The sequence below is a fragment of the Blautia acetigignens genome (assembly GCF_025566865.1).
Classification (GTDB): domain Bacteria; phylum Bacillota; class Clostridia; order Lachnospirales; family Lachnospiraceae; genus Blautia_A; species Blautia_A acetigignens.
The window spans coordinates 196,787-209,479 of record NZ_JAOQJM010000004.1; the positions used below are offsets into that span (position 1 = coordinate 196,787).

General features: G+C 45.8%; 12 protein-coding genes. 1 reads left to right on the forward strand and 11 read right to left on the reverse strand.

Translation table 11 applies throughout. The annotated features are described in order from the left end of the window. Positions 1–61 precede the first annotated feature (61 nt). The 9 genes from pgeF to OCV70_RS07495 all read right to left on the reverse strand — a co-directional run bounded on the left by pgeF (position 62) and on the right by OCV70_RS07495 (position 7,728). The gene (pgeF, locus tag OCV70_RS07455; RefSeq protein WP_021924400.1) at positions 62–925 is read right to left on the reverse strand and encodes a peptidoglycan editing factor PgeF; all 864 of its coding nucleotides are present in this window, start codon (positions 923–925) and stop codon (positions 62–64) included. Between the two features lie 108 nt (positions 926–1,033). Beyond that, complete coding sequence (locus tag OCV70_RS07460; protein ID WP_021924399.1) at positions 1,034–1,393, reverse strand: YraN family protein; 360 nt, start codon at positions 1,391–1,393, stop codon at positions 1,034–1,036. Positions 1,394–1,445: 52 nt separating this feature from the next. After that, positions 1,446–2,201, reverse strand: a complete 756-nt coding sequence (locus OCV70_RS07465; protein ID WP_021924398.1) for a ribonuclease HII — start codon at positions 2,199–2,201, stop codon at positions 1,446–1,448. Between the two features lies 1 nt (position 2,202). Next, positions 2,203–3,057 (reverse strand): ribosome biogenesis GTPase YlqF, encoded by an 855-nt coding sequence (ylqF, locus tag OCV70_RS07470; RefSeq protein ID WP_021924397.1) that lies wholly within the window; start codon positions 3,055–3,057, stop codon positions 2,203–2,205. 80 nt (positions 3,058–3,137) lie between these two features. Then, positions 3,138–3,776 carry a signal peptidase I gene (gene lepB / locus OCV70_RS07475; protein WP_021924396.1) on the reverse strand — a complete coding sequence of 213 codons (639 nt, stop codon included), beginning with the start codon at positions 3,774–3,776 and terminating at the stop codon, positions 3,138–3,140. A gap of 200 nt (positions 3,777–3,976) precedes the next feature. Beyond that, positions 3,977–4,324: a 50S ribosomal protein L19 gene (rplS, locus tag OCV70_RS07480; protein WP_021924395.1), complete on the reverse strand. Its 348-nt coding sequence runs from the start codon at positions 4,322–4,324 to the stop codon at positions 3,977–3,979. 178 nt (positions 4,325–4,502) lie between these two features. Then, positions 4,503–5,435 (reverse strand): hypothetical protein, encoded by a 933-nt coding sequence (locus OCV70_RS07485; protein WP_021924394.1) that lies wholly within the window; start codon positions 5,433–5,435, stop codon positions 4,503–4,505. 309 nt (positions 5,436–5,744) lie between these two features. After that, positions 5,745–6,620 carry a methionyl aminopeptidase gene (locus tag OCV70_RS07490; protein WP_117849691.1) on the reverse strand — a complete coding sequence of 292 codons (876 nt, stop codon included), beginning with the start codon at positions 6,618–6,620 and terminating at the stop codon, positions 5,745–5,747. A 331-nt stretch (positions 6,621–6,951) separates the two neighbouring features. After that, positions 6,952–7,728, reverse strand: coding sequence for a ZIP family metal transporter (locus OCV70_RS07495; protein ID WP_117849688.1), 777 nt, complete (start codon positions 7,726–7,728; stop codon positions 6,952–6,954). Positions 7,729–8,210: 482 nt separating this feature from the next. Between OCV70_RS07495 and OCV70_RS07500 the strand changes: the two genes are divergently transcribed. Next, entirely contained in the window at positions 8,211–9,581 is a 1,371-nt protein-coding gene (locus OCV70_RS07500; protein WP_021924593.1) for an MATE family efflux transporter, read from the forward strand. A gap of 98 nt (positions 9,582–9,679) precedes the next feature. On the opposite strand, the gene OCV70_RS07505 is transcribed toward OCV70_RS07500, so the two are convergent. Then, on the reverse strand, positions 9,680–10,657 hold the full coding sequence (locus OCV70_RS07505; protein WP_021924592.1) for an OmpA family protein: 978 nt from the start codon (positions 10,655–10,657) through the stop codon (positions 9,680–9,682). A gap of 12 nt (positions 10,658–10,669) precedes the next feature. After that, positions 10,670–12,292: a MotA/TolQ/ExbB proton channel family protein gene (locus tag OCV70_RS07510; RefSeq protein WP_021924591.1), complete on the reverse strand. Its 1,623-nt coding sequence runs from the start codon at positions 12,290–12,292 to the stop codon at positions 10,670–10,672. Positions 12,293–12,693: the final 401 nt, after the last annotated feature.

The window sequence follows — 12,693 nt, forward strand, 5'->3', positions numbered from 1 at the left end:
TAGAGGACGGAGCTGATGGCTCTGGTCTTCTATCCTATTTTTTTTAATCATTTTCCTGGTATTATTCTTTTTCTTTCCTGCGAATTCCAAGGAAGGCAGCCAGGTTGCCGCGTTTGCCGTGGGAGACACGATGGGAAAAGAGAAAATCTGGATTGCAGCAGGTGCAGATTCCAGGCATGGAAATGTGTTCCTCCTGGATTCCTGCTTCCAGGAAAATAATGCGGTTGGCTTCCCAGAGATTCAGCTGATACTTTCCATTGTCTTTTTTGTAAAAAAGACGATTCCAGTATTTTTCATTAAAAGCATTCTGAAACTCAAGGATCACATCTTCGCTTACTTCATAGCAGTCCTGGCAGATGGACGGGCCGATGGCGGTAAGAAGTTCTGCAGGATCGGAGCCGAATTCCTGGTGCATTTTCTCTATGGTTACTTTTCCGATTTTGCCCACGGTTCCGCGCCAGCCGGAATGGGACAGGCCAATGGCATGATGAACCGGGTCTACGAAATACAGGGGCACACAGTCTGCATAGTAGGTGGCCAGCACCACACCCGGGACGTTGGTGATCATTCCATCTGTATCATGGAAGGTTCTCGGACGGGTGATGCCGTTTCCTCTGTCTTCTGCCCCTACCAGGCGCACATTCGTGGTGTGAGTCTGATCCGATGACACAACATCCTCCGGGGCAAAGCCTACGGCTGCACCCAGTCTTCTGTAATTTTCTTTTACCGCATTCTCATTATCGCCTCGGGTGAAGCTTAAATTCATAGAGGAAAAAATCCCCTCACTTACACCGCCCAGCCTTGTGCTGAAGCAGTGAATGATCTCCGGGAGGTTCTCAAATGCAGGGTAAGTGAGAAAGGTAACACCATTCTTCTCTCTCACCTGCATGTGTGTCTCATCACTGCTGTGCCATTTGATATCCATAATGTTCTCCTTATGTTTCAGTATATGAACTCTAACAAGCATCTGCATATTCATCGGGCAGACACGCTCTAATCTTCTTAAAACAGTCTGCCAGTTCTGGTACCGCGCTTATCGAAATTCAAAGGCATTCTTTATCCACCTGATCTCACTGCCCTCGATTCCCACTACGTCAAACCTGCATTTTACATCCAGACTTCTGTAATGAGTCATTAAATATCCGGCAGCTACCTTGGAGATGATCCATTGCTTGCGCTCATCGACTGCTGCCAGAGGATTGCCGGAGTACTCCGAGCTTCTGTACTTCACTTCCACGAAGATAAGCCATCCATCCGGGTCCAGCCCGATCAGATCAATCTCGCCTCGCTTGTTACGGTAATTCCGCTCCAGGATCATAACATTCTGATTTTCCAAATACCTGGCAGCCAGATTCTCATAAAAGGTGCCAACACTTCTCTTATTGATCTCCACGAAAACTCCAAATTATTTTGTGTCGGTATCTTATGTACTTTCGAAATATTTTCTACACAAAGTTCTTAATAAACGTTGCCCTATGTATGGGGCTTGGCCCGTATTTCTTCAGCGCTTCAATATGCGCAGCCGCGCCGTACCCCTTGTTAGATGCAAAGCCATATTCCGGCATGGTCTTGTCGTATTCTACCATCATCCGGTCTCTTGTTACCTTCGCCACAATGCTTGCCGCAGCAATGGACACACTCTTGGCATCTCCCTTTATAATCGGCACCTGTGGGATAGTCACCTGGGGAATGGTCACCGCATCATTTAAAAGAATCTGTGGCACCGGATCCAGCTTACTGATAGCTTCCCGCATAGCCTCATAGGTAGCCTGAAGAATATTGATCTCATCAATCCGCTGGGGACTTGCCATTCCAATTCCCACTGCCACCGCATTCTCCATAATCACATCATACAGCTCTTCTCTTTTCTTTGCACTTAACTGCTTGGAATCATTAAGATACAAAATCTTGCAGTCCTTTGGCAAAATTACCGCACCTGCAACCACCGGACCGGCAAGAGGACCTCTTCCCACCTCGTCAATGCCGCAGATATAACCCAGGTCTTCATATTTATGCTCATAGACCTTCATCGCTTCCGTGCGGGCAAGCTCCTTCTGGTAAGCAGCCTCCTTCTTATGAAGCTGTTCCAGAAGCTTTCTGACACCGTTTCTGGTATCATCCTTGTATTTTTCAAAAAAGGCATCGTACTCTTCCGGCTGCAGTGCCTGAAGCTCTGCCTTGATTTCTCCAATTTTCTGCATGTTATTTTTCCTCTTGGGGCACCCATTCCAAGGTAATTCTTCCAATTTTGCCGGAACGGAAATCATCAAAAAGGATCAAAGAAGCCTTGGCATAGTCAAGCTCCTCGCCTTTTTTCAGGCAGCCTCTGGATCTGGCAATTGCCTCTAACACCTGTACAGCGGTTCCCTCTTCTGCAATCTGATAGCGTTTTTCCAGCGCTCCTGCATATTTTTCCCTGAGAAAATCGATCAGGGTCAGGGAAAGCTCTTCCAGGTTCAGAATATCATCCTTGATGGAACCAATGTACGCAAGACGCATTCCCACTTCCTCATCCTCAAATTTGGGCCACAGGATTCCAGGAGTGTCAAGAAGCTCCACATTCTTGTTCAGGCGAATCCACTGCTTGCCCTTAGTCACGCCAGGCTTGTTGCCTGTTTTGGCGCAGGCTCTTCCTGCAAAAGTATTGATAAAAGTGGATTTGCCAACGTTGGGGATTCCCACTACCATGGCGCGGATGGGACGGTTCTTGATTCCTCTTCTTCTGTCCCGCTCTGTTTTCTCCTTGCAGGCTTCCTGGATGGCAGCCTGAATGGCTTTCATTCCAGCGCCGCTTCTGGAATCCACCTTCACCACATAGAATCCTTTCGCCTGGAAATAGGCCTTCCAGGCTTCATTCTGGCGTTCATCGCCAAGATCAGATTTATTCAGAAGGATCAGTCTGGCTTTGTTTCTGCCAAGCTCGTCAATGTCCGGATTGCGGCTTGCAAGGGGAACTCTGGAGTCCACAAGCTCAATGATCAGGTCGATCAGCTTGATATCCTCCTGCATCTGTCTTTTTGCCTTGGTCATATGACCAGGATACCACTGTACGTTCATATTTACCTCGCTTTATTGTTCTGCAAAATTTTTCAAGTAAGTTAGAAACAGAGCCCTTTCCAGGCAGGCCCTGCGCTCTACTATTGATCCAGCAGGCCGATCTCTTTTCTTGGGGAAATCTGGAACCACAGCTTGCCGGTTATGTATTTCTTATTTACCTTGCCGATGTCAGCGTAACGGCTGTCCTCGCTGTTGTTTCGGTTGTCTCCTAGAACAAAGTACTCTCCTGCTTCCAGAGTAATGGCATTGGCTGCCATTCCCGGATTGTTGATGGACGGAAAATCCTTGCCTTCTTTGTAGGCCTCTCCATTAATCAGGATCCGTCCGTTGACAATCTGGATCGTCTCACCTGGAAGTCCGATTACCCGGCGGACATGAAGTGCCGCATCGTCGCTTCCGTTGGTGCGAAAAACAATGATGTCGCCCCGCTTCGGTGAGGAAGTCTTATAGGCAAGTTTATTTACAAAATACTGGCTGCCAACGGCCAGTGTAGGCTCCATGGAGCTTTCCTGCATGGTTACGGACTGAAACAGCATCATGGAGGTGAGCACCGCAAAAATAAGGGTGACCACGATCTCAAATACCCAGATCAGCACCTTTCTTAACTTACTGTCTTCTAACTTCTCTCTGGCACTGGACAGGGCTTTCTTCTCCATCCGTGTGATCTCCGGCATATTAAAAAGCTGCTCCGTCTCTTTCTTGTTTCTTCTTTCGCTCATAATTACTCCGTTTACATACTGGTACCGCGAATATTCCAGCGCTATTGTACCAGGTTGCAAAATTTATACCACTTGCTGCTACATTAGATACACGATTTCATTCTAACACAGTTTCCGGTAAAGAAAAAGAAAAAAATGCTGCACAGACAGTGATCGCCATCTGTGCAGCAAATTTCATTCACGATTGAATACGTCCAAAATTATCTAACCAGCTCTTTAACCTTAGCTGCTTTACCTACACGGTCTCTTAAGTAGTTAAGTTTTGCACGACGTACTTTACCACGACGAATAACCTCAACCTCTTTTACGTGTGGGGAATGAAGCGGCCATGTCTTCTCAACGCCAACACCGTTGGATGCTTTTCTTACTGTGAAAGTCTCACGGGTGCTTCCGCCCTGTTTCTTTAATACAGTTCCCTCGAAGATCTGGATACGCTCACGGTTACCCTCTTTGATAAGAGCGTGTACTCTTACGGTATCTCCTACGTTGAACTGCGGTACTTCTTTTTTCAGCTGCTCTGCTTCGATGTTTTTAATAATTTCGTTCATGTTATTCTCTCCTTATTCTCTGGATGTTCTTAATACCCATCACGGTAACAGCGGACCATCTTTTTTCACAACATAAGTGATTATACTATAGTTGTTCCCGTATTGCAACCATTATTTTTGCAAATTTTGTTTCTCACCAGGTTTTCTGAAGTTTTTTCGCATTCTTTACAAATAGCCATTATTTTTCAAGCCATTGTCGAAGCATATTCTCATTCACTTTAAGGATAGCCGCTATCTGCGATTTCGCCATCCCCACTTTTGTCAGTTCTATTGCCGTTTCTTTTGCCTTACGTATTTCACCCTCTGTAATACCTAATTTCTTTCCATCATCGTACCCGGCCTCATATTCTGCCTTACGGAGCTTTTTCTCCTCTTCCTCTTTGTCGTATTCAAATATACTCACAGCAATCACCTCTGCTCTATTTTTCTTCAGGAATTCTGCAAGGATCCCACTTTGAATGCATTCGTCCACTGCACATTTGACAGCTGCATCCAGTTTCATTTCTTTCTTGTATTTTCTTACCAATGCAACGTATTTTGCATATTCTCTCAGTGTCTGGCACTGCTCCATCAGTTCTTTGTTATGCCCTTCATTCATATTTAATGTCAGTACCTTTAATTCAAGCCTTGGTTCTTTATCCGGCGTTTCATACGCATCTGACAATGCATTTTCCCATCGGTCTTCTTTTTTCTCTGTTCCATTGTAGAACACAATAAAATTCGGAGCCGGTATTTTCTGCAATACAGAAGAATATAAAGACTTATGGTCAACCAGCTTTTGATACTCACTGGAAATATAAAACAAATCCCTTAACGGCATGTTTGGATTATATGTAGACTGGTGTTCATACAAAAATAGATTCGTAGCAATGATAAACGCAAGATCATTCTTCATCCCCATATAAATTGCATTTTCCAGTGTCACGATTTCCAATTCTTCCGGATTTTTGTAGGAAGTCCCATTTACTGCATTATACAATGACAGCAAATTCTTCCTGTCAGAAAAAATCATTCGAAATACGGTATCTTTATAGTTTCTGTTTGCTTTCAGATTCTTTTCTGTAATCTGCTTTTTCTTTACAGTACCAGCGTTATTCTTTCTTTTTGCCATAGGCTTATACCTCCTGTTCCTCCAGGAGTATGGGAATATGCCGCACTGCTATTTTACACCTCAAACCCCTGCCCTGTTTTTTGATTGAAATTAAAAGCATGGATTTCTGAAGTGATGATTTAGAATAACAGATGGCAAGAATGCCTAGACTTATAGAAATATGCTTTGAAATTATAGTACCATTTGCTCTAAACTTTTTCAAGAGCCTTTCTAAAAAAAGCCATGTATACAAGTAAAGAATTTCACCTGTACACACGGCTTATTGTTTTATGAAACTTTCTGTAGATGCCTTTCCCTTTCAGTAAAACCTTACCAGCAGATGACCTCGCAGCCGTCTTCGGTTACCAGGACGGTTACTTCCCACTGGGCGGAGGGCAGGCCGTCTTCGGTACGGACGGTCCAGTCATCTTCCTCGTCGGTATAAACCTCGTCGCTTCCCATGTTTACCATAGGCTCAATGGTGAACATCATGCCAGGCTCCATGATCACACCGCTGTTTTCCTCAGAGGTGTAGCTAACCCACGGATCTTCGTGGAATTCCAGGCCTACGCCGTGGCCGCCGATTTCTTTAACGATGGTGTAGCCATTCTCAAGAGCATGCATATGCACCGCATGTCCCATGTTACCGATTGGCTCCCATGGTTTTACCTTGGAAATACCGATTTCCACGCATTCCTTGGTAACGCGGACCAGCTTCTCCTTCTCCGGGCTTACGTTTCCGATGCAGAACATACGGGAAGAATCGGAGAAATATCCATTATAAATAGTAGAAACATCTACGTTTACAATATCGCCATCCTTCAAAATCTCATCCTCGGAAGGAATGCCGTGGCACACTACCTCATTGATGGAAGTGCAAACGCTCTTTGGAAAACCTTCATAATTCAGCGGGGCCGGGATTCCGCCGTGGCGTACGGTCTCCTCATGAACCCAGCGGTCGATCTCCTCTGTGGAAACGCCGGCTTTGATGTGTTCTGCCACGTAGTCAAGAACTGCAACGTTGATCTTGCAGCTCTCCTTAATCTTCTCGATCTGCTCCGGAGTCTTGATCAGCTTGTGGTCCAGGACCGGATAGCCTTTCTGTCTGAGCATCTCCACCTTCGCATCAAAAGCCTCATGACATTTTTTGTATTTCTTTCCACTGCCGCACCAGCAGGGATCATTTCGTCCGATTTTTGTTGACATTTTACTCTCTCCTTCAAATTTCAGCTGCCAAATGGGGCAGTTTGTTTTTCTTTTGTAAAAATTGCTCTGGTGTCTATTTTATACTTGAAATATGCAAATTGCAACAGTATTTCCAAATATGAAAGTCAGTTGTTCCGCGCTGGTTACTGTTCATAGGTAATATTCCGCGAGGTGTTTTTTGTGAACAAAGTTCACAGAAAACCCGAGGATTGCGGCGCGAAATCATTCAAAGCATGATTTCTGTGCATCGCGAAGCGTGTTACTGGGCACGAAGTGAACAGTAACCCGCGCTGAGCGCTCCCACAACTGCCGACCGCATTCGTAATCCGAGCTATCCAAGTGCCACATCCAGCACCATCATCAACACAAATCCGCCTGCGAATGCCAGGGTTCCGATGTTGCTGTGTTCGCCCTCGCTGGCTTCGGGAATCAGCTCTTCCACTACCACATAAATCATGGCACCTGCCGCAAAGGCCAGCAGATAGGGAAGCACCGGAGTAATGTACTTCGCAAGCAGAAGTGTCAGACCGCCCGCGATAGGCTCCACCGCACCGGATGCAGTTCCATAAACAAAGGATTTTCTCCGGCTCATTCCGTTGCCGCGAAGGGGCATGGAAATAATGGCGCCCTCCGGAAAATTCTGTATGGCAATTCCAATGGCCAGGGCAAATGCGCCCGCCATGGTCACCGTCTCATTTCCGGACAAAGCTCCCGCAAACACAGCTCCTGCCGACAGCCCCTCCGGAATATTATGCAATGTCACCGCAAGTACAAGCATTGTTGTTTTTTTTAAATTGCATTTTGGTCCTTCGTTTTCCTCACTGTCCAGATGAAGATGAGGCACTGTGCGGTCCATAAAAAGCAAAAATCCAATTCCAATCAAAAATCCAACTGCCGCAGGAATAAAAGCCAACCGTCCCATCCTAGCATTCATATCCATTGCCGGAATCAAAAGGGACCATACCGAAGCCGCCACCATCACGCCCGCCGCAAAACCAAGAAACCCTTTTTGCACCAGCGGATTCAGTTCCTTTTTCATAAAGAAAACACAGGCCGCCCCCAGGGTCGTTCCAAAAAAAGGGATCATCAGTCCCCAGAATACATTCATACGCACAAAACTCCTTTATATTCTACAATAGCTTATGCCGGAAAAAAGGTTCTGTACCAGATCTCTGCCGCATCCACGCGGCCAGGTACCATTCCTGCCCTTTTTATGTCCGGTCAAAAGCAGTCTCATTTAGTTAGAATATCCTAACTCATAATATCATATCACATTTCCCTCTGAATTCCCATACTGCTTATTGGTAATTTCTATCATCAATCCATCCAAAACATTTTCGTATGCCGCTCCAATGGTACGGAATCATTCTTGCCTAATATTCGTCCCTATGTTATACTTACTCCTTGCGGGTTACTGCATATTCAGGCAGTCCTGCGATCCTTACAAATTACTTCTCAGCACCTGGCAGATACACAGTTTAGAGCGTGCCCCCAAAATCAATCCCGCAATCTGCACACCCCCGCTTTGCGGTATATTTTGCCCGAAGTCCGTTGCTGCCCGGAGGCTGAGTTTTAGAAAAGAGGTATTCCATGGAACAGACAAAAGAACAGAAACTTGGCACAATGCCCTTGCCCCGTCTTATGGCTAGCCTTGCAATTCCTTCTGTAATTGCCCAGCTGATCAATGTTCTTTATAACATTATTGACAGAATGTACATTGGGCATATCCCCAAAGTTGGACCAATCGCACTGACAGGAGTAGGACTTACCTTCCCCATCATTATGCTGATCTCCGCATTCAGCGCATTTATCGGTGCAGGAGGTGCTCCCCTGGCTTCCATTGCCCTTGGAAAAGGTGACAAAGAACGTGCGGAAAAAATCCTGGGAAATGGTGTCAGCGTCCTTCTTATTTTCTCCATTTCCCTGACAATTATTTTCATGATTTTTAAGCGTCCCCTTCTGTTTTTGTTCGGGGCAAGTGACCAGACCATCACCTATGCGGTAAATTACATCACCATTTATCTCATGGGAACGATTTTCGTACAGTTTGCTCTGGGACTGAACATGTTTATTTCCTCCCAGGGACAGGCGCGGACTGCCATGCTTTCCGTACTGATTGGAGCCGTGATCAACATCATCCTTGATCCCATTTTCATTTTTGTATTGAATATGAATGTACAGGGCGCTGCCCTTGCCACGATTATTTCCCAGGCAGTGAGCGCAGTGTGGGTAGTAAAGTTTCTTCTCTCTGAGAAATCCGCCATCCGCATCCGCAGGAAAAACCTTGCCATTGACTTTTCCATTCTGAAAAATATTATGGCACTTGGAATTTCTCCTTTCATCATGCAGGCAACAGAAAGCGCCATCAACATTGTATTAAACCGCGGACTTTCCATTTACGGCGGAGACCTTTATGTAGGATCCATGACCATCCTGCAAAGCGTAATGCAGCTTGCGGTAGTTCCCATCCAGGGCTTTACCCAGGGCGTACAGCCGATTATCAGCTATAACTTCGGTGCCCGTAAGTTTGACCGTGTGAAAAAGACCTATCGTCTTACCATCAGCTTTACCTTTGCGGTTTCCACTATTTTCTGTCTTCTGACCGTATTTTGCCCGGGTATGTTCGCCGGAATCTTTACCTCTGACCCTGAACTGCTTGCACTGGTGAAAAAAGTAATGCCAATCTTCATGGCGGGAATTGCCATCTTTGGTATTCAGATGGGCTGCCAGACTACTTTCATGGGACTTGGACAGGCGAAAATTTCCCTTTTCATTGCCCTGCTTCGTAAGGTGATCCTACTGATTCCGCTGGCACTGATTCTTCCGAAATTCTTTGGTGTTATGGGAATTTATTACGCAGAACCAATTTCCGATATCACCGCGGCAACCACAGCCTTCACTATTTTCCTCTGCGTCCGCAAGAAAATCGTGTCCGAGGAAGCCCTTTCCAGGCTGGGATAAAACACAACTATCATAAAAAGAGAGTATCTTCTTACCTTCCCCAAAAGGAAAATGGTAAAGATACTCTCTTTTATATTTCATAAATTTCAGCCGAATTATTAATTACCGCTGTCCGTTCCTGCATCCGCAGCCCCATCTGTACTTCCCGCGGTGTCCTCGCTTCCGGACATGATCTTGCTCAGCTCATCGATCATCTCGTCATCCTTCAAGCGGAACTTAACCTCAACACGGCGGGACGCTTCCTTATCTACGTTTCCATTGGCATCCAGAATAGGGTTCGCCATGGAATGTCCGTTTACGGTAAGGTAATCCTGCAGATCCAGACTCTGGTCTGCAGTCAGGAATTCTCCCTGGATGTCCAGAAGATACTGTGCCACTGCAAGGGAACGTCTCTGTGACAGTTCCAGGTTGTACGCATAATCACCATCTGTATCCGTATAACCGTCAATGATGATCTCTGCAAGATAGCTCTTATATGTATCCTCCATCAGAACCTTGCAGTAAATGGGAAGTACGTTTCGAAGTGCTTCCTTACCAGCATCTGTAAGCTCTGACTCATTTACATCGAACAGAACGCTGGCATCCAGTGTAAGGGCACCAGTCTGGGAATCCAGATTTACATTGATGTTGTTGTTCTTGAACTCTTTCTGGAGAGCCTCTACAACCTCAGCTTTGACACCGATAATATTATCGATCTTGGTCTGCTGTTCACTGAGCAGTGTAGTCTTCTCATCCAGATCTGTCTGCTGCTGATCCAGAAGAGCCTGCTGCTCTTTCAGCTTGGCTTCCTGCTCTGCCAGTGTCTGGGCAAGGGCCGTGAGCTTCTCATCCTTGGTCTTAATGGTGCCTTCCTGTTCCTCAATGGTATTCTGCTTGGCAAGAAGATCTGCTGTATACTCTGCCTGAAGGGCCAGCTTCTCATCTCTCTCCTGAATACTCTCGTCGTAGCTCTTCTGAGCCTGAAAAAGCGTCAATGACATGATCAGTATGAAAAGAAGCAGAACACCGGCCATAACATCGGAGTAGGAGCGCCATACATTAAAGCCGTCCTCTCCTGATTTTCTTTTTTTGCGCATGTTTCTCTCCTCTTATCTGAATAAGCCGAATTTCCCTTTCTGTGCAGCTTTGGAAAGCTCCTTCATGTTCTTGTTGATCTCTTCCAAAAGAGCCTGCTGTCTCTCATTCTGCTCTGCGATCAGGTCCGCAAGCTTGTCCATGGAATCATTTCTTCCGCTTGCGATCAGAGATACATCTCTTGTGTTGGCTGCAGAAACCTCGCTAAGGAGACGTCTTACCTGCTCCATAGTCTTATAGGAAAGCCGCTGATACTGGGCAAAATCTTCCATCTGCGCGGTGAAATTCTCCGCCATCTTCTTGTTGGCCTGGATCAGATCTGCACTTTCCTGACCTGCAGAAGACACCTTCTCAATAGAAGCAGCTGCTGTCTCCACATATTTCTGCATTGCCTGATTACATGCAACCCAGAACTTGGCTGCGGATTTCTCTGCATCCTTCAGGTAATCCACAACATGCTGGTAATCCTGCTGCTGCATCTTCTGGATCTCCTGATTCTCGGAAAGGATGCGGTTGGCTGTGGACATATACCGTGTCTGCATGCCGCCCATCTCCTTCACCATATCGGTGATGGCCTTATCCTGCTTCTCATAGGTCTCAGAAAGCTTCTGACTCATAGTCTGATACATGGCAGAGGTATAAGCCGTATTCTCCTTCTGGGCCTTCTTCAGCTGGTCAAGAGCCAGGTTGAAATCACGGAACTGCAGATGGAAGGAATTGTTCATCTGCTTCAAAAACTCATCGGAAATATCCCGGATGGCATCCTCCTGGCATCTGGTCACAGAAGCCACCAGCATATCCAGAGAATCGTTCATCTTCTGGAAGGTAGGGGTAATGACCTTTTCAAAGCTGTCTGCCATCTGAACGGAAAATTGCTCTGCCATCTGCTTCATGGCACTTGTCTGCAGCTTCTGGCTTGCAAGAAGCAGGTTCCTGGATTCATTCTCCGCAGTAGGCATTACACAGGAGTGGAATTTCTCAAGGAATGCCTGCAGTTCCTCTGTCATGGAAGAATACTCTCCTTTCATGCCAAAGGTATATACAATGGAAAAAGAAATACCATAAATAGAGGTAAGGAACGCTACCTTAATACCTTCTACCAGCGCTGCCACAGAGGAAGTCATGGCGCTGTAGTCTGTAGGCTGGAAATCACGAAGTCCCCATACCAGACCAAGGAAGGTTCCCAGAATACCGATGCTGGTGAAAATATCCGGCACCATTTCCAGAAGCTTCTTGTGGATGTGGATATCCAGCTCGTCTTCATTGATAAACTCCTCGATATCTCCAAGACCTTCCTTACTGTTGTTGATGCTGTCTGTGAAGCTGTCCATCTTCTGATCCAGATATTTATCATCAAACAGTTCTCCTAAGTAAGTGAGATTCTTCGGGTCGGTCTTGCCCGGAGTCTTGAACATGCTGTTCAGTTCTTCTACTGCCCTGTGAAATGCAGAGCCAAGATTGTTCATGCGGAACATTCCGCCGAACATTGCGATCATGTACAGTACTGCGATCACCGCCAGGAATACGAAATTGTAAATGGTGGATGATACATTTCCTCTGCCTGCGTATAATGTCAGCGCAGTGGTACCTGCAAGGACCGCAACAAACAATACAGAATGTGTTATTTTTTTCTTCATTGTCTGCCTCCCCATGTTTAATTTTGATGTTAGGGTCAAAAGGTCTTTTGCCCCTAACTTGATATCCACGAATTGCTCCGCTGCAAAGCAGCTCCCGCAATTCTCGAACATTCGGAATCCGCTGATTTACTACGTAAATCGCTACTTCCTCATGTTCGGCGGGTCCCAAGTTCAAAAGCCTTATCATGCAAGCATGAACGGCTTTTTGACCTTTTGCCCCTGATATCATCATATATTGTGAATTATAGTATATTTTTATTATAATATCACAATTTTCTAATAATAACAAGTCGCCAGGCATAATTTGCATTACTATAAAAAATACCAGGCTAAAAAAATACCCCTGTCCGGTAAAAAGGCCTGTTTGACTGTCTTTTCACATAGACAAGGGTATTATAACA

Excerpts from the sequence above, each read along its gene's own strand:
- OCV70_RS07505 (WP_021924592.1), bottom strand. The coding sequence starts at position 10,657 with ATGCGCAAAAAAAGAAAATCAGGAGAGGACGGCTTTAATGTATGGCGC.
- OCV70_RS07490 (WP_117849691.1), bottom strand. The coding sequence starts at position 6,620 with ATGTCAACAAAAATCGGACGAAATGATCCCTGCTGGTGCGGCAGTGGA.
- OCV70_RS07465 (WP_021924398.1), bottom strand. The coding sequence starts at position 2,201 with ATGCAGAAAATTGGAGAAATCAAGGCAGAGCTTCAGGCACTGCAGCCG.
- OCV70_RS07510 (WP_021924591.1), bottom strand. The coding sequence starts at position 12,292 with ATGAAGAAAAAAATAACACATTCTGTATTGTTTGTTGCGGTCCTTGCA.
- ylqF (WP_021924397.1), bottom strand. The coding sequence starts at position 3,057 with ATGAACGTACAGTGGTATCCTGGTCATATGACCAAGGCAAAAAGACAG.
- lepB (WP_021924396.1), bottom strand. The coding sequence starts at position 3,776 with ATGAGCGAAAGAAGAAACAAGAAAGAGACGGAGCAGCTTTTTAATATG.
- OCV70_RS07485 (WP_021924394.1), bottom strand. The coding sequence starts at position 5,435 with ATGGCAAAAAGAAAGAATAACGCTGGTACTGTAAAGAAAAAGCAGATT.
- OCV70_RS07495 (WP_117849688.1), bottom strand. The coding sequence starts at position 7,728 with ATGAATGTATTCTGGGGACTGATGATCCCTTTTTTTGGAACGACCCTG.
- rplS (WP_021924395.1), bottom strand. The coding sequence starts at position 4,324 with ATGAACGAAATTATTAAAAACATCGAAGCAGAGCAGCTGAAAAAAGAA.
- pgeF (WP_021924400.1), bottom strand. The coding sequence starts at position 925 with ATGGATATCAAATGGCACAGCAGTGATGAGACACACATGCAGGTGAGA.
- OCV70_RS07500 (WP_021924593.1), top strand. The coding sequence starts at position 8,211 with ATGGAACAGACAAAAGAACAGAAACTTGGCACAATGCCCTTGCCCCGT.